A 22065-nucleotide genomic window follows, 5' to 3' on the forward strand; every position below is an offset into this window, starting at 1 on the left:
GATGACACCGCGCGCGCCGGCCATCGGCGCGTTCGTTCAGGCGGCGGACTGCCGGCGTCTGGCGCGCAACAGCGCCTTGGAGATGATGCGCGTCTCGGAGCCCCGGGCACCGATGCGGCGCGCCACGGCGTCGCGGAAGAAGCGGCGCGTCTCGTCGGCAACGGTCTCGCGCTCGTTGTCCATCGTGAGAATGTGATAGCTCTCGCCAAGCAGGCACTTCTGCTTCACCTCGGACGAAACGCCTTGGTAGACGATCCGGGCGTTATGCGGGCTCGACGTGTCGTCATCCACGGCGTGAACGACAAGGCAATCCGCCGTTACCTGCGCGAGACGCCCCCGCACATGCGCGGCAAGACGTCTTGCGTGATACAGGTGGGCAAGCGGCAGCGACGCCGCCCCCACCTCGGACGCGTCGTGCAGCGACATCGACTTCGCCACACGCGCCCGCAGCCCTTCGTTCTTCAAGCCGAACGGCGCCCGCTCTTGATAACGGTAGCGATGACGCAATGGCGTATGGAAGACGATATCGATGAGCGGGTAGTACCAGGGGATGGTCCAACCGTCATAAAGCAGGGTGACGGAGAGCAACGAAAGCGCCGTCACATCCGGTTCCTCCTGCGCGACGGCAAGGCTCAGAGTCGCGCCAATGCACAATCCGCACAGCGACACGGTCTCGTGGGTCTCGCGCAGCGCACGATACTTCGTGCGCGCGGCCGCAATCCACGCGCGCCAGTCGGTGCATGGAGCCCCCAGCCCATACCCCTCGATATGCGGCACGCTGACCGTATAGCCGTCGCGATGCAACGCTTTCGCGACCGGGCGCATCTCAAGCGGCGTACTCGAGAGCCCGGGCAGCAGCAGCACCGCGTGTTCGCCACCCTTGTAGAAGATATCGTCCTGAAACATGGTCAACCCTCGCCGGAGACGACGGGCGTCCCGAAGACAGCGGGTGCATTGGGCACATTGGGTACATCAGGCGTCGGCGTGCGCGCGTGCAACGGCACGGCCGGACGCACTGCCGGCTCCGTATTCAAGCGCAAGATCGCGTACGTGCCGATATGCGCGCGGAAGTACTGCAATTCGCAGTGGAACCTCTCGTAGCCGCCCTCGCGAGTGCGCACACGCAGGGTGTGTGCACCGTGCTGGGGGCGCTCGCCATCGGTGGCAAACAGACCCGCCAGACGCTGTGCGTCCTCCGGATGCAGCAGCGCACGCAGGCCATCGCGCTTGACGACATCGGGTGCGACGCCCGTCGCCCGGCGAAAAGGCTCGTCGATGAACGTGTAATGGATGGTCGGATTGGCGAGGTAGAAGATCGTGTCGAGATGCTTCGTCAGATACGTCATCAACGCGTTGCCCAATTGCACCGAATCGGACAGGAGCATGCGCTCGTTCTCGGCGCGCAGCAGCATTTCATAGCGTGTCTGTGCAACCTCCGCGATCAGCTCGGCACGGTACTGGGCGCGACGCAACCGCTCGATCAGCACGACCGCAAGCGGCGTAATCGTGAGAAAGGCGGTGACGATCAGCACATCGCGCCGGTCGAACTGGGCGATGTCTCGAAAGGGAGGCACGAAGAAGAAGTCGAAAATCGGGATGCTGATGACCATGGCCATGATCGCCGGTCCCAATCCCCACATGAATTCGACAATGATGACCGCACAGGTGAAGAAGATGCCCGGCATCGAGTGATCGAGCACGGGATGCAGCAGGCTACGAAAGACAAACGCAGCAAGTACCACCAGCAACGCGCCGAGATAACGCTTCGCACCGGGCTCCGCCCAACGCCGGGCGTTCTTGATATCCATGATTCCTCGCCCGGACATACCGGCACTCAATAATCCGAAGTTGCGACCGATAGAGCGGCGCACCTGTTACAAAATATTGCGGATTATGGCATACCGGCCCGTGACCTTCCGGGACAGCGGGCCCAGCGAAAGGCGTCGCGAGAACAACACCTAACGCAGCATGAACGACATCGCCGAGAGGCAGTTCAACACCCGCACGGCCGCCTCGACATTCGGCGCGACGAACTGCAGCGTCACGCCGTCGACACGTTCGAGCGTCGGCCACTGGCAGAAGAGATCGGCCAGCGCCGTGGACTGCGCCTGCAGACGCACCTCGACAGGGGTCTCGACTCGGTACGCATGCCATGTGCGCGGATCGGCGAGCGACGCCTTCGCGGCGTCGCGGATCAGGTCGCACGACTGGGCCGGACTCAGCGTCATGCCGCTGCCCTGCCCCCAGGCCGCCTTTGTCTGCACGAAACGCGCATGCGGGAAGATCAGTTGCGTCTCTTCGCAGAAGACGTCGTCGCCACTGGCCATCACCACCGGCACCCCGCGCTCGCCCGCGAGCGCACCGTACAGCATGGCCTCGCTCGCTTCCGCGCCCGCCAGCCACACACGCGCAAAGGCAAAGCTGTTGATCGTGTGGGCCAGAATCCCGGCGCTTTGCGCGCGGCCGTGATAGCCGATCATGAACAGCGCATCGCAGCCGGCTTCCACACCCGCGACCATGCCCAGATAGCGCGGCTTGCCCAGCACAAGGCGAGCGCGCGGGTCGAGTTCGTCCGGCAGCAAATTGCGAAAAGTGCCGTGCGAGTCGTTGACCATCACTTCGGTGGCCCCGCCCGCGAACGCGCCTTCGACGGCCGCGTTCGCTTCGCGCGTCATCCAGTGGCGCGCGCGTTCGTATTCGCCGTTTCCCGCACGGGTCTGTTCAGTGTGAAAGACGCCCGCGACGCCTTCGATATCGGTGGAGATCAGAATTCGCATGATGTCGGCAATCTCATGAAAGACTCACAGCGCAGCCCAGTCGGGCAACACGTCGGCCAGCGCGCGCCGTACATGCGCGTCGCGCCCCAACACCGACTCGGACGCAAAGAGCGCGTGCAGGATCGCCTGTTCCGTGGCGTCCGCCGTGGCTTGAAAAATCGGATCGAGCAAAGGGTCCGGCACGAGCGCGGCAGGGGCAACGCGCCCGCTCGCATCATGCGCGATGGTATAGCCCGTGGTGAATGCGAGTGCGATGTCGCCGCTGCCGTGGCCGTACACGGACCCCGTGCGCGCCAGCCCGGCACCGGTGCGCGTGGCGACACGACGCAACTGGCGCGCGTCGAGCGGCGCATCGGTGGCCACCAGCATGATGATGGAGCCGCGCTCGGGCGCCGCGCTTTGCTCGGGCTGCGCGAGACGTGCGTCGAGCACCGGCCCGACGTGGCGCCCGGCAATCGTCAGTTGCGACGGGCGGCCGAAGTTCGACAGCACGAGCACGCCGACGGTGTACGCCGCGCCCGCCGTCTCGACCACGCGCGACGCAGAGCCAATACCGCCCTTGAGGCCGAAGCTCGACATGCCGCGTCCCGCCCCGACCGCCCCCTGCGCAACCTCGGACGACGCATTCGCCAGCGCCTGCGCGTAATGGGCCTCGGTCACGGCAAACGCTTGCATGTCGTTGAGATAGCCGTCGTTGCATTCGAGCACGGTCGGATTGAGCGACGGGCCGCCACGTCCGATCTCCGGATTCATTGCGATGGCCGCATGCAACTGCCCGAGCACCACATGACTCACGGAGAACGTATTGGTGAGCGCCACCGGCGCCTCGAGCACGCCAAGTTCGTCGATCTGCATCAAACCCACGCTCTTGCCAAAACCGTTGATCACGGCTGTGGCCGCCGGAATCTTGGCCCTGAACGGGTCCCAGCCAGTCTCGGGGGCCGTGCGGGGCATCGACGCGACGCCCGCGTCGGCGGGCGTCGGGCACACCACCGTCACGCCTGTCTGGACCGGGCCGTGCGCAAGCGTGACGTGGCCGACATAGACGCCCGGCACGTCCGCGATCGTGTGGTGCGGCCCGGCGGGCAGAAGCCCCACATAGGGCGCACCGAACAAGGCTTCGCGAAGGTTCGGCGAGGGCGTCATGTTGCGCTCCTGCGCGGATGTCAATGACGGTCGAGCTTCGGATCGAGCGCGTCGCGCAGGCCGTCGCCCAGCAGGTTGAATGCGAGTACGGTCAGGAAAATGGCCAGACTCGGGAAGATGGCGATGTGCGGGGCGTTGACCATGTCCGCACGGGCTTCGTTGAGCATCGCGCCCCACTCCGGCGTGGGGGGCTGGGCACCCAGACCGAGAAACGACAGGCTCGCGGCGGTAATGATCGACGTGCCGATACGCATCGAGAAATACACGACGATGGACGACACCGTGCCCGGCAGAATGTGGCGCACGATGATCGTCCAGTCCGACGCGCCGATCGAGCGGGCCGCTTCGATGTACGTCAGGTGCTTGAGCACCAGCGTGTTGCCGCGCACGAGCCGCGCAAACGCCGGGATCGAGAAGATGGCGACGGCGACGATCACGTTGATCATGCCGTTACCCAGCACCGCCACCACGCCGATGGCGAGCAAAATGCCGGGGAAAGCGAAGAGCACGTCGGAGATGCGCATGACGATGCGATCCCACCAACCTTCGTAATAGCCCGCGAGCAGCCCGAGCACGGTGCCGATCACCGCGCCCAGCGCGACCGAGCCGAAGCCGGCGGCCAGCGAAATGCGCGTGCCCGCCAGCACGCGGCTGAAGATATCGCGTCCCAGCGAATCGACGCCGAACCAATGCGTTGCCGACGGCCCGGCGTTCAGGGCGTCGTAGTCGAAGTAGTTCTCCGGATCGAACGGCACGAGGTGCGGTGCCAGGATCGCAACGATGACCAGCGTCAGCACGAACGCCCCGGCGACCAGGGCGATGTGCTGCTTCTTGAATTTGCGCCAGAATTCACGCCACGGCGTGCGCACGCGCGACGGCGTGGCGGACCCGGCGGTGTTGACGGCAGTAGTCGATTGACCCGCGTTCATGGGGCGTGCCTCACTTGTAGCGAATGGTCGGGTTGATGACGGCGTACAGCACGTCGACCACGAGGTTGATCAGAATGAACTCAAGCGAGAACAGCAGCACCAGCGCCTGAATCACCGGGTAATCGCGCATCTCGACCGAATCGATCAGCAGACGTCCCAGGCCCGGCCAGTTGAAGACCACCTCGACGACGATCGAGCCGCCGAGCAGGAAGCCGAACTGCAAACCCATCATCGTGACGACGGGAATCATGGCATTGCGCAGCGCGTGCTTGAAGACCACGCGCATTTCGTTGAGTCCCTTCGCGCGCGCCGTACGCACGAAGTCTTCATGCAACACGTCGACGAACGCCGAGCGGGTGAAGCGCGCCATCACGGCCGCCACTGCCGCGCCGAGCGTGATCGAAGGCAAAATGTAGCTCTTCCACGAATCGGCGCCGATGGTAGGCAACCAGCCGAGCTGCACCGAGAAAACCTGCATCAGCAACATGCCCAGCGCGAATGCCGGAAACGAAATGCCCGAGACCGCGAACGTCATGCCCAACCGGTCGGGCCAGCGATTGCGCCACACGGCCGAAGCCACACCGAGGCCCATGCCGATGATCACCGACCAGATCATGCTCACCAGCGTGAGCCACAGCGTCGGCATGAAGCGGCTGCCGATCTCCTCCGAGACCGGTTGCTTGCTGCGCATCGACAGGCCAAAGTCGCCCCGCACCGCGTGCGTGACGAAATTCGTGAACTGCGTGAGCAACGGCTTGTCGAGGCCGAGGTCCTGGCGCACCAGCGCCACGGTCGCTTCGTCCGCCTGCGGACCGGCAGCCAGTCGCGCCGGATCGCCCGGCAACATGTGCACGAAGCCGAACACCAGCACTGCCACGATCAGCAGCGTAGGGAACAGGCCGAACAGGCGTTTGAGAAAATAATTGAGCATCGCAGTCTTGCCGAACGTCTTGCCGAACCATGTCTTGCGGTAAGCCGCGCCGCCAGCCGATGCGGCGGCGCGGGAACTTCACACTTGTGCGAGGCGCGCTTACTTCATCGAAATATCGGTGAAGTTGAACGAGCCGTCAGGCATCGTGTACACGCCCGACAGGTTCTTGTTGCGTGCATACAGCAGCTTTTCCGTCACCAGGAACGCCCACGGTGCGTCGTTCCAGATTTTCTTCTGGGCATCCGTGTAGAGCTTGGCCTTTTCAGCGCGATCGGTCGTGAGCAGCGCCTTGGTGAAATCGGCGTCCACCGCGTCGTTCTTGTAGTACGCCGTGTTGAACAGCTTCGGCGGGAACGACTCGGAGGCCAGCAGCGGGCGCAGCGCCCAATCGGCTTCACCCGTCGACGACGACCAGCCAACGTAGTACATGCGCACCGGGGCCTTGTCGGGGTCCGGCGCCGACTCCACCAGATCGACACGCTGACCGGCTTCGAGCGCGCGCACCTGCGCCTTGATGCCGACCTGCGCCAGTTGCTGCTGCACGAACTGGATCACCTTCTGGGCGGTCGTGAAGGTGTAAGCCGACCACAGCGTGGTCTCGAAGCCGTTCGGATAACCGGCTTCCTTGAGCAGTTCCTTCGCCTTGGCCGGGTTGTACGGCCACGGGCCGGTCTTTGCGGCGTAATCCACGCCGTTCGGCACCACGCCTTCGGCCGGCGTCGCGTAGCCGGAGAAGGCCACCTTCACCAGCGCTTCCTTATTGATGGCGTAGTTGATCGCCTGACGCACACGCACGTCGTCGAACGGCTTCTGCCGCGTATTGAAGCTGATGTAGCGCTGGATGATCGACGGGCCGGCAATGATGTCGACCTTGCCGCTCTTCTTGAGCGTGTCGGCCTGCTCATACGGCACCGGGAATGCGAAGCCCGCTTCGCCGGTCTCCATGACCGCGGCGCGCGTGTTGTTGTCGACCACCGGCTTGAAGGTGATCGTGTCGACCTTCGGATAGCCCTTCTTCCAGTAGCCGTCGAACTTCTTCACCTTCACGTAATCGGTGCGGTTCCATTCGACGAACTCGAACGGGCCGGTGCCGACCGGGTGCGAGGCGATGTCCTTGCCGTACTTCTTGAGCGCCGCGGGCGAGATGATCACGGCCGACGGGTGGGCCAGCGTGTTGATGAACGGCGAGAACGGCTCCTTGAGCGTGAACTTCACCGTGTGCGGATCGACCACTTCCGTCTTGGCGATTTCCTTGTACAGGTTGTAACGCTTGAGCTTGTTCTCGGGGTTGGTCACGCGGTCGAAGTTCGCCTTGACGGCGGCGGCGTCGAAGGGCGTGCCGTCCTGGAACTTCACGCCCGTCTTGAGCTTGATCGTGTAGACCAGGCCGTCCGGCGAGACCGTATAGCTATCGGCCAGCACGTTGATGAGTTTCATGTCCTTGTCGAAACCGAACATGCCCTCATAGAACGACTTGGCGACGGCCTGCGACAGCGTATCGTTGGCATCGTACGGATCCATCGTCGTGAAGGTCGACTGCACGGCCATCACGACATCCTTGGCGGCAAACGCCGGGGCCGCACCGAGCACGGCGGAAGCCACAGCGACGGACGCAATCGCGGTTTTCCACCGAGCGCCCAACAAAGCTTTTTTCGACATCTGTCTTTCTCCTTCTGTTCTGACGGGGTCGCCGCGAGCGAGTCGTTCGACTGCGTCCCTTGGCGGGCATTGTGGCTACAACGAGAGCTGCAACGGGGTACTGCCTGAGCTACCGGGGATCATCCCCCCGGGGAAAAACATGCGGGCGGCCGGCGCACTCACATCAGGGCGCGCCGTCTCCTCCCAATCAATACACGCCTGCCACGCGGTGGCGCGCCACGAAGTGCCCCGCAGCGACCTCCACCAGCGGCTGCACCTGCGGCTCATCACCGACCGCGCGAATCGGACTCGGAATCTCCTCCGTCGACAATTCACGCTTGGCATGGCGGCGCGCCGGATCGGCAATCGGCACCGCCGACATCAGCTTCTTCGTGTATGGGTGTTGCGGGTTCTCGAAAATGGCGCGGCGCGGGCCGATCTCGACGATCTGGCCGAGATACATCACCGCTACCCGATGACTGATGCGCTCGACGACCGCCATGTCGTGCGAGATGAACAGGAACGCGATGCCGAACTCCTTCTGCAGGTCGAGCATCAGGTTGATGATCTGCGCCTGCACGGAGACGTCGAGGGCCGAGACGGATTCGTCGGCGATCACGACCTTCGGCTTGAGGGCCAGCGCCCGCGCAATCGCGATACGTTGACGCTGTCCGCCCGAGAACTCGTGCGGATAGCGTTGCGCGTAATCTGCCGGCAGCCCGACCCGATCGAGCAGCTCGGCCACGCGCTTCTCGGCCTCTGCCCCTCGGGCCACGCCGTGCACGAGCAGCGGCTCCATGATCGAGAAGCCGACCGTCAGACGCGGATCGAGCGAGGCGAACGGGTCCTGAAAGATGAACTGGATGTCGCGGCGCAGCGTCTGCAGGGCGCGCCCGGCGAGGTCGTGAATCGGCTTGCCGTCGAATTCGATCGACCCGCCCTGGCTGGCCACCAGACGCAGCAGCGCACGGCCAGTGGTCGACTTGCCGCATCCGGACTCGCCCACGAGTCCCAGCGTCTCGCCCGGATACAGGTCGAAGCTCACCCGCTCGACGGCGTGCACACGCTGCTTGACGCGGCCGAACAACCCCGACGGCACATCGAAGCGCGCAACGAGATCCTTCACGCGCAGAATCGGTCCGCCTTCGGTCTTGACGGCCGGCTGCGGCGTTTCTTCAGCGGGCCTGGCGTCGGCCGGTGCGTCGTAGCGCAGCAGCGGAAAACGCGCAGGCAGGTCGGTGCCCTGCATCGAACCCAGGCGCGGCACGGCAGAGAGCAGCGCCTGCGTATAGCGCTCGCGCGGCGCCGAAAAAATCTCGCTTGACGAGCCCTCTTCGACCTTGTCGCCGCGATGCATGACGAGCACACGGTCGGCCACCTCCGCCACCACCCCCATGTCGTGCGTGATGAACACCACGCCCATGTGCATCTCGTCCTGCAACGCGCGAATCAATTGCAGGATCTGCGCCTGAATCGTCACATCGAGCGCGGTCGTCGGCTCGTCGGCAATCAGCAGGCCCGGCTTGCACGAGAGCGCCATGGCGATCATGACGCGCTGACGCATGCCTCCCGAGAGTTGATGCGGGAAACGCCCGAGCACACGGCGTGCTTCGGGAATGCGCACGAGCTCGAGCATGCGCAGGGCTTCGGCGCGTGCGGCGGCGGCGTCCTTGCCCTGGTGCAGGCGAATGGATTCCGCGATCTGCTCGCCCACCGGGAACACCGGATTGAGCGAGGTCATCGGCTCCTGAAAGATCATCGCCATGTCCGCGCCGCGAATGCTGCGCATGGTGCTGCCGCTGGCGCGCCTGAGGTCGACGAGCGTGCCGTTGCGGCGGCGCATGACCATCGTGCCCTCGGTGAGGCGTCCGCCGCCGTTCTCGACGAGGCGCATGGCAGCCAGCGATGTCACCGACTTGCCGGAGCCCGATTCGCCCACAATGGCGAGCGTCTCGCCACGGTCGACATGGAACGACAAGTCGTGCACCGCCGTGACCATGCGCTCGGACGTCGCGAACTGCACGGTCAGGCCGCGCACGTCGAGCACGCGCTCATCGGGCAACGAAATCGTAGGGGTTGTCTTGCGCTCTGCCACGCCTGTCCTCGCTAAGCTTCACCTGCTGTATCGGGTACCGGGGCCGCACCGTCGCCGGTCCGGCCTTGTTCTTGGACGTCAGTCGTGAATCGCCGTCACGGGCATCTCGCCAACGCGGGCGACGCCGCGATACATGCCCTCGGTATTGAAGGGCAGCGCGACATTGCCTTGCGCGTCCACCGCAATCAGCCCGCCACGCCCCTGGACACTGGGCAGACGCTCACGAACCACGCGCTCGGCGGCATCGGCGAGCGACAGGCCCGCGTAAGCCATCAGGGCCCCCACGTCGTAACACGCCACCGCACGAATGAATGCCTCGCCCGTGCCCGTTGCCGAGACGGCCGCCGTGGCGTCGTTCGCGTAGCAACCGGCACCGATGAGCGGCGTGTCGCCCACGCGGCCCACCGCCTTGTTCGTCATCCCGCCGGTGGACGTCGCGGCCGCAACGTGACCGTGCATATCGCATGCCACGGCGCCGACCGTCCCGAGCTTGGTGTCCGGATCGATAGGCTCGTGCTTGAGCGGCATATCGTGGTCGAGCGATACCGCTGCATTGGCCAGCGCACGTTGCCATTGGGCGTAGCGGGTTTCGGTGAAAAAGTATTCCGGTTCCACCATCTCGGCCCCGTTGGCGGCAGCGAAGGCTTCCGCGCCCTCGCCCACGAGCAGCACGTGCGGGCTATGTTCGAGCACCGCGCGTGCGGCCAGGATCGGGTTGCGCAATCGGTGGACACAGGCGATTGCGCCCGCGTCGAGCGTGGCGCCGTCCATGATGGCGGCGTCGAATTCGTGCGTGCCTTCGTGGGTAAACACGGCACCGCGTCCCGCATTGAAACGCGGACAATCTTCAAGTCGGCGCACGGCCTCGGTCACGGCATCGAGGGCCGAACCGCCTGCGGCGAGCACCGCCTGGCCCGCGCGCAATACGTCGGCCAACGCCTCGTGATAGGCCTCGAGTTCTTCCGGCGAGGTCTCCCGGGCGATCGTTCCGGCGCCGCCGTGAATCGCGATGACCGCGCGTTGGGCGTGACTCATGATGCTTTGTCCTTTCTGTTCTGACGGCCCTGCGTGCTGCGGGGCGGGGCGTATGGAGCCGGGTCCGGGTTCGGCACACCGTGCGTGGCGACCGTCGCCGTGGTGTTGCTGGCGTTGCTGGCGTTGGTGGCAGACGTGCGCTGCGGTGCAACGACGCGGCGCACGGCCGCGCCCGCCGGAGCGTTGGCCGGGGCACTTGCCGTTGCCGCCGAGGCCAGCGACGCCGAATCGAGCCACGGCAGCAGGAAATCGGTGAGTTCGGTCGCGCGGTCCACGGCGTGTTTGGCGCGCTGAGCGACGGCGTCGCACAGCGCGTCGATCATCGCCAGCACGCTCGCTTCGGAATTGCTCGACAGACGCGGCTTGCTGCGCACGAAAATCACGATGTCGCCCAGCGGCGCCAGCGGAGATGTCGGGCTGTCCGTCAACACGATCACGGGGACGCCGCGCCCACGCAGGCGACGACACAGGGTGATGGTGTCCGACACGTATCTCGGGAAGGCGAGCGCGATCACCAGATCGCCCTCGCGCAATTTGAAGAGTTGACGAGCCGCATGCGTCGACCCGCCCGCCCCGACCACGGCCTGCACGTTTTCGCAATAAGGATCGAGGCCATGATGCAGCAGGCCGGCGAGGTAACCGCTCGCCCCCAGCCCCAGGACATAGACGCGCCGCGCCTGCAGAATCGCGTCGACCGCACGCTCGCACGTCCCTGCATCGAGGGCACGACGCGACCAGTCCAGATTCTCGGCTGCCTGCGCCAGCGAAGCCGCCATCACATCGGCGCTGGCGCTCGCCTGCGCTTTGCTCGTGCGCAGGCTCTCGATCGGTGCCAGCGTCGCCTCGAATCCGCGCACCATCGCCGCCCGGCATTGCGGATAGCCGTCGAAGCCGAGGGCACGCGCGAAACGATTGACCGTGGCCAGCGACACGCCGACGGCGTCGGCAAATTCGTCGATTCGCATGGTCGCCGCACGAAACGTGTTATCGAGCACGAACGCCGCCATGCGCTGTTGCGCGGGCGTCAGATCGGGCATGGTACGCACGATGCGCTCGGTGAGCGGTAGATCGGCGGGCATCGAGTCGGCGTCAATCATGGGGTCGGGCAATCCATTGGAGTGAAAGAAAGTATATTTTCATCGGCACCCCGTCAAAAGAAAAAAAATAGTTCAAATGCCGTCGGAACGCCGGTGTGCTCCCCACTGATGCGGCGCAAACCCTGTCAAAACAAGGAGGGAGGCCACGCAAAAGACGTACAACCCGGGCATACTAGGGGAAACCCGAATGAACGAACTTGCCGGACGGTTTGCGATCCGAAGTGAGGCGTACGGTGCCACCGCGCGGTAGTTTTTTTAATCGGCGTGAAGGGTCGAGCCCGGGGCCGGGGCGCGCCCATGGCAAGGCCGTTGCAGAACTACCTGAGAAGGCTTGATCGGCCGCGTATTGGCGATATCGGGTGTATTCGCTGTAACGGGCAGTAAATATGGCGTAGTCGTGGGCTTACATCTGCCCTGTACGCTGACGTGAAGAATTCGCCTCAAGGAGCATGACCATGCTGAGTCCGCATGAAATCGCCACGCTGTTGCTTGCGGCCGCATCCCTTGGCCCCATCGATGCCGACGCGCTCGAGCCGCCAGATCTCGCTGCGCTGGAACAAGCGCGCCTGGTGCATCTGGATGTCGCCGAGGGACAAGCCAAGGTGATCGTGACCGAGGATGGTCGCCGGGTGTTGCGCCGTCTGGGGTTGGCGCGCCCGGTTGGCGAACGTATGGAGACGCCGCGGCTGGCGATGGCAACCTCGCAGCGCGCGGCGCCCGTGGTGGCGCATGCCCTCAGCGACCGCCCCGCCAGGACGGCGTCACCGGCGGGCGAGGCCCATGAGACGTTTGAATTGGAGCAGGCAGCGGCGCTGCCTGCCGACGCATCACAGCATCGCGAAGAACAGGTTTAAGCGCGCGAGCACGATCACCAGGATCTGCATCAGCAGGAATAGCGCCAGCGGCGAAAGATCGAAGCCGCCGACCATCGGAATGACGCGACGGATCGGGCGCAGCAGCGGGTCGAGCAAGTGCTGAAGAATCGGCGCAGCGGCCGCGCGCGGATTGACCCACGACAGCACCGCCATCAGCAACGTCAGCCACATCACCAGGTTGGCGCCCCACTTGGCCACCAGCACCAGCGCGACCAGCAAGCCACGCGGGAACACCGTGACCGGCGATACCCCCACGACGGCAGTGATCAGTACCAGATAGACGATGGCGCACAGCCACGCGCCGATCACGCAGGCCCAGTCGACCCCGCCGACACCCGGCACGACACGCCGCAGCGGCAACACGATCCAGTTGGTGAACTGGAACACCCCCTGCGAGAGTGGGTTGCGCGGAGGTAACTGCGTAGCCTGCATCCATACGCGCAACAGCAACAGGGCGCCGAACAGCGAGAAGACGAGGTCTAATAATAGACGGGCGATATCGACGAGCATCTGGACTCCAACGGGTTGTGCGGTCCCCCGCAAAGCCCGCATTGTCGCATGCGGTTGCCCGAGATCAACCATCCCCCAACGCTTTCAATGGATGTGCACCGCGTGGCACCGCATCAGGATGTCGCTCGCGCAGATTGCGACTGCGCACTCAATCCAACGCGCGCGCAATGACCTGACGCTGAATCTCGCTGGTGCCCTCATAAATCTGCGTGATGCGGGCATCGCGGTAGTAACGCTCCACCGGATAGTCCTCCAGATAACCGTAGCCGCCATGAATCTGGATGGCGTCCGAGCACACCGATTCGGCAAGCTCCGACGCGAAGAGCTTGGCCTGCGACGCTTCGGACAGACACGGCAATCCCTGCGTGCGTAGCGCCGCCGCGTGGAGAATCAGGAATCTCGCGGCATTGATACGCGTGGTCATGTCGGCCAACATGTTCGCGATGCTCTGATGCTCCCGGATCGGCTTGCCGAACTGCTGCCGCTCGCTCGCGTATTGCAGGGCGGCTTCGAACGCCGCACGCGCCACACCGAGTGCGAGCGCGGCAATGCCGATGCGTCCGCCTTCAAGATTGGACAGCGCAATCTTCAACCCCTGTCCCGGTTCGCCAAGCAGCGCATCGTCGCCGACTTCACAGTCGACCAGTGTGATCGGGCAAGTGTCCGACGCCCGAATTCCGAGCTTGTGTTCGGGGCGCCCGACTTCAAACCCCGGGGTATGCGTCGGCACGATGAACGCCGAAATACCGCGCTTTCCGGCGGCCGGGTCCGTCACGGCAAACACGATGGCGACCGCCGCGCGCTTGCCGTTCGTCACGAACTGTTTGCTGCCGTTGAGTACCCACTTGTCGCCGCGACGCTCCGCGCGCGTTCGCAAATTATTGGCCTCCGATCCGGCTTGAGGCTCGGTCAGGCAGAACGCCCCGATCTTCCGGCCCGCCGCCAGATCCGGTAGCCAGCGCGCGCGCTGCGCTTCGGTGCCATATTTCAAAATCGGCACGCAGCCCACGGAGTTGTGGACGGACATCATCGTGGCCGTCGATGCGCACCCGACTGCAATCTCCTCCATCGCCAGCGCGTAAGCCGTGTAATCGGTGTACGACCCGCCGTAGGCCTCGGGCACCATCATCCCGAGCAGACCGAGTTCGCCCATCTGCGCCACCATCGCGTCGGGCAATGCGCAGTCTCGATCCCACTGCGCGGCATTGGGCGCGAGCTGCTCGCTGGCAAACGTGCGCGCCATGTCGCGAATCATGCGTTGGTCTTCGGTATAGAAATCCATGTGCTGTCTCCTGCGCCGTCACGTTGTCCGAATGGACCGCCGACGCTCGTACGCTGTCGATACTCCCAGTGTAGGGATCGCGCCGCATTGGCACCATAGCCAAAAACGGCAGATTGCATGAGCGGAATTGCCATCGGAAAGGTACGAAGCCAGCCTCGGACAAACCCTTCGGACAAACCCTGATCGCGGCGCAGGTTCCCGAGTCGTATTGTTTGGGCGGCAGACCGAACACCGCCCAAGTCCCCACCGCCGGAGTGGATAAATCCCTCACAAACTCTGACCCGTTTGGGCATTGCCTATGGCCGACGCCACGCATTAGGATGAATTTCGCCATTGCCCCATGAGCGCCGCGTCCCCATCCAGACGGCGCCAGGGCTGGTCTGCCATGCGCGAGCGCGCCCTTCCCTCATGGGCGCGCGGTTGTCGGCTGGCATCCGACTACAGGAGACGACCCATGATTGCGGACTACACCGACGCCTACCGCGCATTCGACCTCGACGCCACCGTGCGCGCCACGCTGGCCGGCCATCTCGACGGCATGAACGCATGCATCGAGTGTTGCGACCGCCACGCGCTGCCGGGGCGCATCGCCCTGTTCTGGGAGAGCAAGGACGGCACGAGCCAGACGTGGACGTTCCGGCAATTGCAGGCGCTCTCCGCGCGCTTTGCCAACTTCCTTCGCGAACAGGGCGTGCAGTCTGGCGACCGCGTGAGCGGGCTGCTGCCGAGAACGCCTGAGTTGCTTGTGACGATTCTCGGCACCTGGCGCGCGGGCGCGGTGTATCAGCCGCTCTTCACGGCGTTCGGGCCGAAGGCGATCGAACACCGGTTGCACACCGCGCAGAGCAAGCTCGTGGTAACCGATGGCGCGAATCGTGCAAAGCTCGACGACGTGGCCGACTGCCCTCCTGTCGCCGTCGTCAGCGGGCCGCGCGGCCAAGGCGTACGGCGGGGCGACTTCAGCTTCTGGCACGAGGTCGAGCAACAGACCCCCGACTTCGCGCCCGTGCTGCGGCGTGGCGACGATCCGTTTCTGATGATGTTTACGTCGGGCACCACCGGCTCCGCAAAGCCGGTCATGGTGCCATTGCGCGCCATCATGGCGTTCGTGGGTTACATGCGCGACGCCGTCGATCTGCGACCGACCGATACCTTCTGGAACATTGCCGATCCCGGGTGGGCCTATGGCCTTTACTACGCCGTGACCGGTCCGCTCGCGATGGGCATCCCCACCACCTTTTACGACGGTCCGTTCAACGTCGAAAGCACGTATCGGATCGTCCAGAAACTGGGCGTGACGAATCTGGCCGGCTCACCGACTGCCTTCCGTCTGCTGATCGCGGGGGGCGACAAGGCGGCCGCGCCGCTGAAAGGACAACTGCGTGCCGTGTCCAGTGCCGGTGAGCCGCTCAATCCCGAAGTCATCCGCTGGTTCGCAGAACACCTCGGCGTGACCATTCACGACCATTATGGGCAGACGGAACTCGGCATGGTCGTCTGCAACCACCACGCGCTCGCCCATCCCGTGCAGGCGGGGACCGCCGGTTTCGCCTCGCCGGGCCATCGTGTGGCCGTCCTCGATGACGACGGGCGCGAGTGCCCGGTCGGCCAGCCGGGGGTTCTCGCCCTCGATCGCAAGCAATCGCCGCTCATGTGGTTCAGTGGGTACTGGTCGCGCGAGACGCCTGCGTTCGTCGGCGACTACTACCTCTCCGGCGACACCGTCGAGCGCAATGCGGACGGCAGCATCAGCTTTGTCGGACGCAACGACGACGTCATTACGTCGGCCGGGTATCGCATTGGGCCGTTCGATGTCGAGAGCGCGCTGATCGAGCATCCTTCGGTGGTCGAGACGGCCGTGGTCGGCAAGCCCGATCCGGCGCGCACCGAGCTGGTCAAGGCGTTCGTCGTGTTGCATCCGCAGTTCGCACCGACGGACGCACTCGCGCACGAGCTGCAGGAACACGTGCGCCATCGCCTTTCCACGCACGCCTATCCGCGTGAAATCGAATTCGTCACGGAACTGCCCAAGACACCAAGCGGCAAGCTCCAGCGGTTCATCTTGCGCAATCAGGAAATCGCCAAGGCCGCGCAAGCGTCGGCCGGCGCAGCCTGAGCGCCATCTCGCATCTCTTCGAGGAATCTCAACCCATGCAGATCAAGGATCGTGTCTTTCTCGTTACCGGTGCATCGTCGGGTCTCGGCGCAGCAACGGCACGCATGTTTGTCGACGCGGGCGCCAAGGTCGTGCTCGGCGACATCAACGCCGACGCAGGCGCCAAACAGGTCGCCGCGTTCGGTAACGCCGCTCGCTTCGTCACGACCGATATCACGCGCGAGGACGATGTGCAGCGCCTGGTCGATACGGCGAGAAGCGAATTCGGCGGTCTGAACGGCGTGGTCAATTGCGCCGGGCTCGTCATCGGGGAACGTATTCTGGGCAAGCAAGGCCCGCATCGGCTCGATAGCTTCGCGCGCATCGTCAATGTGAATCTGATCGGCACGTTCAACGTGCTGCGCATCGCCGCCTCGGCGATGGCCGAAGGCCCCGCCGACGCCGAGGGTGAGCGCGGCGTGGTCGTCAACACGGCATCGGTCGCCGCTTTCGACGGACAAATCGGCCAGGCCGCCTATGCTGCCTCGAAGGGCGGTGTCGCCGCCCTCACACTACCGGCCGCGCGCGAGTTGGCGCGCGTTGGCGTACGCGTTGTGACGATTGCTCCCGGCATCTTCGAAACGCCGATGATGGCCGGCATGACGCCCGAGGTGCAGGCAGCGCTGGGCGCGTCGGTGCCGTTCCCGCCGCGCCTCGGACGTCCTTCGGAATATGCCGCGCTGGTACGTCACATCGTCGAGAACGTCATGCTCAACGGCGAAGTGATTCGCCTCGACGGCGCGTTGCGCATGGCGCCCAAGTAAGCCTTTGCACGCATCGACGTCCAACGCCGAACGCAAAACCGGACAACAATCGGACAGGGCCGAACCGGTTTTCGGACGGCACCGGAAGCGTCGACAGGGGCCGCACTGCTAGAATTCGTGCGTCCCCTGCTACGACGTTCCGTTTTGCGACGCATGGAAAAAGGCAGCATCTCGATACATTTCGTTATCAACGCATTGGCCCATGTCGAGCGGCTCGGCGGCGATCCGCTCGCCTTGCTGCGTGCCGCCGATATTGCGCCATCGCTGCTCGCGCATGCGCACGCCCGCGTGTCGGCCGACCGATACGCGCACCTGTGGCAGTTGATCAGTCTCGCGCTCGACGACGAATTCTTCGGGCAGGATTCACGCCGCATGAAAGTCGGCAGCTTCGCGATGCTGTGCCACAGTGTCGTCACCTGCCGCACGCTGGAGCAGGCGCTGCAACGCGCAGCGCGCTTCATGGGACTGTTGCTCGACGATCTGGAAATGCATCTGGTTCGAGACGGCACGCATGCCCGGCTCGAGGTGCACGAGCGTGCAGACGCGCGCGCACCCCGCATCTTCGGACACGAAACGCTGCTGATTCTCTTCTACGCGCTCACCTGCTGGCTGATCGCGCGGCGCGTACCGTTGAGCACGGCCTATTTTGCGTTTTCCGAACCGGTCTACAGCGACGAGTATCGAACGATGTATGCCCCGCGCCTGATTTTCGATGCGCCACACACGGCGATCGAGTTCGATGCGACGTGTCTGGACTTGCCGGTGGTGCAGAACGACGTGTCCGTAAAGGAGTTCTTGCGCGCCGCCCCGGGCAACATCATTCTCAAGTACAAGAACACGAAGGGCATGGTCGCACGGGTCAGGCGACGTCTGAAGACGATGCCGACCGATGGCTGGCCGGCCTTCGAAGCGCTGGCAGGTGAATTTCACACCACGCCGTCGACATTGCGCCGGCGGCTCGAGGAAGAAGGCCAGTCATATCAGTCGATCAAGGACCAGTTGCGGCGCGATCTCGCGATTCACGCGCTGTGCCACACGTCCAAGCCGATGCTGGAAATTGCCTTGTCGCTGGGCTTTGCCGATCCGAGCGCGTTCTTTCGCGCATTCCGTAAGTGGACCGGCGCGCGCCCCGGCGATTACCGGCGTCAGGCCGTGGAGGCTTGACGCACGCTTGGCGGGTCGGCCCGAACGCGCTCTCGCACCGACGCAGTGGCTTTCGTCCGCCTCGCCGCGTTCGCCGTCGCTACGGCGTCACCCACGCCCCACGCACTTTACCGGGGCGCCATCGGCACCGTGCCCGCAGGCGCCGCGCGGTAATTCAGCTTGTGCGAGAGTTCGTCGGCGGCGGACACGACCTTCTCGACGATGCCGCTCTCGAGCAGATCGGCTTCCACGCGGGCCTGAGGAATCGTCACGCTGATCACTGCCGCGATCTGAGCGCGATGATTACGCACGGGCGCGGCGATCGTCGAAATGTTCTGCTCGAAGAACGCCTGACTCATGCTGTACCCGCGGGCGATATCTTCCTGCACCACGCGGTACAACGCGTCGACGGTCGTCGGGGTGTGCACCGTGTAGGCTTCGAGCTTGCGTTCCGGGTAAAGCTGCTTGAGCGATGCCAGCGAGTAGTCGCCGAGCAGAATGTGCCCGACGGCCGTCGCGTGGGCAGGCAGTCGGGTGCCGACACGCACTGAGCCGAACACCAGTTCGCGACTGGCCGCCTTCGCGACAAACACTGCGTCGCGTTGATCGAGAATCAGAATATGACTGGAAAAGCCCGTCGCATCGCGCAGCTTTTCAATGACCGGCGTGCCCATGTCGGTCAGTTCGAGCGAATTCAGATACTCAAAACCGAGGCGCAGCACCGCCACGCCCAACCGGTAGTGACGATCGTCGCCCGCCTTCTCGATGAAACCTTCGGCTTCGAGCGTCTGCAACAGGCGAAACACCGTCGAGCGCGGAATGCCAAGACGCCGCGCGAGATCGGCCCCGGCCAGCACGGGCTCGCGCGCCGAGAACGTCATGAGAATGCGCAATCCGCGCTCAAGGCCCGGGACGGAGTATTTGTTATCGCTGTCGTTGCTCATGCCGTGTGCGCACACTGGCGCCGACCGGTGTGCGGCGGTTCCGCGCAGCCGATGGACGATATTCATCGAAGGCGCACATTATAGGCTACGGACTCGTTCACCGCCCACGGCGGCGCACCGCACTTCGCCGCCAATCGTCTTCTCATGTGGCGAGACTTGGTTGCGCCTGGCCCGCGCCGGGTTGCGCCCGTTCTCGCGTCACAGTGCCCTATCGGGGCGCAAACGGGCACCCATCTTGGGCGATTCGCCTTCGGCCCGGGCAATGCACCGCAATGGGGGTAATTCCGAAGCGCGTCGACTCGCGCTTTTTGTCATCATTGCGCCTGCAAGCTTGACAAGCTGGCGCATGTGGAGCGAGACACTCTGACCAGGACCGAGAACAACAAACGATCCGGACTGGCCAAAAGGCACGTATTCCTTTTCTCCTGACGCTTTTGCGATTGCCTATCCCAATAGCCACCCAGGAGCTGCGCCCACCTGCCAAGTGGGCGTTTTTTTGCTGGTCAAACGCCCCCTTCGCAGTGTGGTTCGACCCGCCCGCGGCGTTCTTCACGAGAGAACTCGATGCTCTGGCATGCTTGTTGCTTGTATTTCCAGCATCGGGGAACGACGCCGCCTTGGCCGAGGTTTCATTGATAAGCGGGTGCCGGTTGGCACAGGGGCCCGCCAGATCGTGAAGCCCGGACTCGCCCCCTGCGGCGCCTCCGTTTGTTTCGGGTCGAGGTGTTATGTTTACTGAACTGAGCGACGTTGAATGGCACGCCCTGCGTGATCTGATTTGCGACCGACCGGTCCGTACGGAACGACGTGGCCGCCCTCAAGTCGAGCAGCGCACGCTGACCAATGCTGTCTTGTGGGTGCTGTTCACGGGTGAGAGCTGGTCCAAGCTGCCCATGCAATACCCCTCCGTACCGACTTGCCGTCGCAAGCTCAATGAATGGCGCGAATCGGGCATGCTCGATACGATTCTGAAACGCCTGCAACAATCGGGCCGCGACATCAGCGCCTGCGCGGGCCAGATCAGCAAGCCGACGCGCAGCACGCCCTGCGGCGACACGGATCGCCTGCGCGGTGTGTTCTGGACGAACCCGGCTTCGTGGAAGCCGCCGGTTGCCGTTCGCTGATCGGCGCACGCTTCGGCCCATCGTCACAACGATTCGCGTTCGACAGGAATGCCGCGCAGCGCTCGCGGCACCGTCGGGCAAGCACTACGTACTACGTACGGGGTTAGCCAGATAGCCGCCCTTGCGCGAGATGCGACCGCCGGTCGCGTCCCGCGTCCGGCGTGTCGCGCGTCACATCAAAGTGCTTTGCGCACCGCCTCGGCGATGGCCAGCGACGCCGTCAGCCCCGGCGACTCGATGCCGAACAGATTGACGAGTCCCGCGATGCCATGCACCGCCGGCCCATCGATGCGGAAGTCGGCCGCTGCCTCGCCCGGTCCGCTGATCTTCGGTCGGATGCCCGCATAGCCGGGCTGCAGCGCGCCGTCCGCCAGCCTCGGCCAATAGCGCCGCACCGCCGCATAAAAACCATCGCCGTCTGCCGGATTGACCGTGTAGTCGATCGTATCGACCCATTCCACGTTCGGACCGAAACGGGCTTGCCCGGCAAGATCCAACGTCAGATGCACGCCCAGTCCGCCCGGTTCCGGCACGGGATATATCAAATGCGAAAACGGTGCGCGCTGCGCGCACGCGAAGTAGCTCCCCTTCGCGTAATGGCACGGCGGAATGTGTTCGGACGCCAGCCCATCGAACGTGCGTGCGATGTCTACAGCGTGAAGACCGGCACTGTTGACGACGACATTGGCAAGTAACGTCGTCGTGACGCCTTCCGTCTCGACGTCCAGTTCGATGCCATCTGCATGGCCCACGCGCGCGCCGACGACGCGAGCGTCGAACGCGAGCATGGCGCCCGCGCTCTGCGCATCGCCCTGCAGGGCAAGCAACAGACCGTGGCTGTCCACAATGCCCGTCGACGGGGACAGCAATGCACCAGATACGTGCAATTCGGGTTCGCGCTGGGCGACTTCATCCGCCGTAAGCCATTGCAGATCGTCGACACCGCTCTCGCGCGCGTTGGCGGCAATGGCTTCGAGCTCACCCACCTGACGATCGGTGGTCGCGACGATCAGCTTGCCGCAGCGGCGATGCGCCACGCCGTGCGACGCGCAAAACTCGTACAGACGGTGTTTGCCTTCGACGCAGAGCGTCGCCTTCAGCGAGCCCGGAGGATAGTAGATACCGCCATGAATGACTTCGCTGTTACGCGAACTCGTGCCGGTGCCGATCGCGCGCTCGGATTCCAGAATGACCACTTCGCGGCCAGCCATGGCCATCGCCCGCGCAACCGCCAACCCCACCACACCCGCGCCGATCACGACGCAATCGACCTTGTCCATTGCTGTTCCTTGATTGCCTTCCGATTCGCATGAAGACATCGCGCCGTCGCCGGCCGGTCTCCTCATGCGGATCGGCTGCGGGAGGCGCTCATCGCCTGATGCGCCGCCCGCAACGTCACCTCACGACAGGCCGCTTACAGCGCCGCCGTCAACTCCGGCACCACCGTGAACAGATCGCCCACCAGTCCGTAGTCCGCCACCGAGAAGATCGGTGCTTCCGGATCCTTGTTGATCGCCACGATCACCTTCGAATCCTTCATCCCCGCCAGGTGCTGAATCGCCCCCGAGATCCCCACCGCAACGTACAACTGCGGCGCCACGATCTTGCCCGTCTGACCCA

Annotated in this window: 20 protein-coding genes; 5 read left to right on the top strand and 15 right to left on the bottom strand. The window is 64.5% G+C overall.

Translation table 11 applies throughout. The features are described from left to right. Positions 1-36: 36 nt before the first annotated feature. The 10 genes from ACE3UG_RS20160 to ACE3UG_RS20205 all read right to left on the bottom strand — a co-directional run bounded on the left by ACE3UG_RS20160 (position 37) and on the right by ACE3UG_RS20205 (position 11648). The gene (locus ACE3UG_RS20160) at positions 37-906 is read right to left on the bottom strand and encodes an alpha/beta hydrolase (protein ID WP_374627235.1); all 870 of its coding nucleotides are present in this window, start codon (positions 904-906) and stop codon (positions 37-39) included. Positions 907-908: 2 nt separating this feature from the next. Continuing rightward, a complete protein-coding gene (locus ACE3UG_RS20165) occupies positions 909-1808 on the bottom strand; it encodes a DUF4118 domain-containing protein (protein WP_374627237.1) in 900 nt (299 codons plus the stop codon). A gap of 150 nt (positions 1809-1958) precedes the next feature. Continuing rightward, positions 1959-2777: a M55 family metallopeptidase gene (locus ACE3UG_RS20170; protein WP_374627239.1), complete on the bottom strand. Its 819-nt coding sequence runs from the start codon at positions 2775-2777 to the stop codon at positions 1959-1961. A gap of 24 nt (positions 2778-2801) precedes the next feature. Continuing rightward, a complete protein-coding gene (locus ACE3UG_RS20175; protein WP_374627241.1) occupies positions 2802-3923 on the bottom strand; it encodes a P1 family peptidase in 1122 nt (373 codons plus the stop codon). 20 nt (positions 3924-3943) lie between these two features. Continuing rightward, complete coding sequence (gene gsiD / locus ACE3UG_RS20180) at positions 3944-4852, bottom strand: glutathione ABC transporter permease GsiD (protein ID WP_374627243.1); 909 nt, start codon at positions 4850-4852, stop codon at positions 3944-3946. A gap of 10 nt (positions 4853-4862) precedes the next feature. Beyond that, complete coding sequence (gsiC, locus tag ACE3UG_RS20185) at positions 4863-5783, bottom strand: glutathione ABC transporter permease GsiC (RefSeq protein WP_374627245.1); 921 nt, start codon at positions 5781-5783, stop codon at positions 4863-4865. A 99-nt stretch (positions 5784-5882) separates the two neighbouring features. Next, entirely contained in the window at positions 5883-7442 is a 1560-nt protein-coding gene (gene gsiB, locus ACE3UG_RS20190) for a glutathione ABC transporter substrate-binding protein GsiB (protein ID WP_374627247.1), read from the bottom strand. Positions 7443-7629: 187 nt separating this feature from the next. Further along, positions 7630-9483 (bottom strand): dipeptide ABC transporter ATP-binding protein, encoded by a 1854-nt coding sequence (locus tag ACE3UG_RS20195; RefSeq protein ID WP_374627276.1) that lies wholly within the window; start codon positions 9481-9483, stop codon positions 7630-7632. Positions 9484-9594: 111 nt separating this feature from the next. Then, a complete protein-coding gene (locus tag ACE3UG_RS20200) occupies positions 9595-10551 on the bottom strand; it encodes an isoaspartyl peptidase/L-asparaginase family protein (RefSeq protein ID WP_374627249.1) in 957 nt (318 codons plus the stop codon). Then, positions 10548-11648, bottom strand: coding sequence for a MurR/RpiR family transcriptional regulator (locus ACE3UG_RS20205; RefSeq protein WP_374627251.1), 1101 nt, complete (start codon positions 11646-11648; stop codon positions 10548-10550). Before ACE3UG_RS20205 ends, ACE3UG_RS20200 begins: the two co-directional genes overlap by 4 nt. A gap of 455 nt (positions 11649-12103) precedes the next feature. Between ACE3UG_RS20205 and ACE3UG_RS20210 the strand changes: the two genes are divergently transcribed. Further along, the gene (locus ACE3UG_RS20210) at positions 12104-12502 is read left to right on the top strand and encodes a hypothetical protein (protein WP_374627253.1); all 399 of its coding nucleotides are present in this window, start codon (positions 12104-12106) and stop codon (positions 12500-12502) included. Here the strand turns inward: ACE3UG_RS20210 and ACE3UG_RS20215 are convergent. Further along, entirely contained in the window at positions 12476-13033 is a 558-nt protein-coding gene (locus ACE3UG_RS20215) for a YggT family protein (RefSeq protein ID WP_374627255.1), read from the bottom strand. The genes ACE3UG_RS20210 and ACE3UG_RS20215 overlap by 27 nt on opposite strands. Before the next feature lie 148 nt (positions 13034-13181). Next, positions 13182-14315, bottom strand: a complete 1134-nt coding sequence (locus ACE3UG_RS20220) for an acyl-CoA dehydrogenase family protein (RefSeq protein ID WP_374627257.1) — start codon at positions 14313-14315, stop codon at positions 13182-13184. 454 nt (positions 14316-14769) lie between these two features. Between ACE3UG_RS20220 and ACE3UG_RS20225 the strand changes: the two genes are divergently transcribed. The 3 genes from ACE3UG_RS20225 to ACE3UG_RS20235 all read left to right on the top strand — a co-directional run bounded on the left by ACE3UG_RS20225 (position 14770) and on the right by ACE3UG_RS20235 (position 18398). Further along, positions 14770-16431, top strand: a complete 1662-nt coding sequence (locus ACE3UG_RS20225; RefSeq protein WP_374627259.1) for an acyl-CoA synthetase — start codon at positions 14770-14772, stop codon at positions 16429-16431. 35 nt (positions 16432-16466) lie between these two features. Next, entirely contained in the window at positions 16467-17234 is a 768-nt protein-coding gene (locus tag ACE3UG_RS20230; RefSeq protein WP_374627261.1) for a 3-hydroxyacyl-CoA dehydrogenase, read from the top strand. Between the two features lie 153 nt (positions 17235-17387). Beyond that, on the top strand, positions 17388-18398 hold the full coding sequence (locus ACE3UG_RS20235) for an AraC family transcriptional regulator (RefSeq protein ID WP_374627263.1): 1011 nt from the start codon (positions 17388-17390) through the stop codon (positions 18396-18398). A gap of 107 nt (positions 18399-18505) precedes the next feature. Here the strand turns inward: ACE3UG_RS20235 and ACE3UG_RS20240 are convergent, their stop codons facing one another. After that, positions 18506-19321 (bottom strand): IclR family transcriptional regulator, encoded by an 816-nt coding sequence (locus ACE3UG_RS20240; RefSeq protein WP_374627265.1) that lies wholly within the window; start codon positions 19319-19321, stop codon positions 18506-18508. Positions 19322-20049: 728 nt separating this feature from the next. On the opposite strand from ACE3UG_RS20240, the gene ACE3UG_RS20245 reads away from it, so the two are divergent. Continuing rightward, positions 20050-20445, top strand: a complete 396-nt coding sequence (locus tag ACE3UG_RS20245; protein ID WP_374627267.1) for a transposase — start codon at positions 20050-20052, stop codon at positions 20443-20445. Between the two features lie 176 nt (positions 20446-20621). Here the strand turns inward: ACE3UG_RS20245 and ACE3UG_RS20250 are convergent, their stop codons facing one another. Both ACE3UG_RS20250 and ACE3UG_RS20255 read right to left on the bottom strand, forming a co-directional pair. Beyond that, the gene (locus ACE3UG_RS20250; protein ID WP_374627269.1) at positions 20622-21725 is read right to left on the bottom strand and encodes an NAD(P)/FAD-dependent oxidoreductase; all 1104 of its coding nucleotides are present in this window, start codon (positions 21723-21725) and stop codon (positions 20622-20624) included. Between the two features lie 134 nt (positions 21726-21859). Further along, positions 21860-22065 (bottom strand): electron transfer flavoprotein subunit alpha/FixB family protein (locus ACE3UG_RS20255; RefSeq protein ID WP_374627271.1); only part of this gene is annotated, 206 nt, incomplete at its 5' end.

The sequence above is a fragment of the Pandoraea sp. genome (genome assembly GCF_041919235.1).
Lineage (GTDB): Bacteria > Pseudomonadota > Gammaproteobacteria > Burkholderiales > Burkholderiaceae > Pandoraea.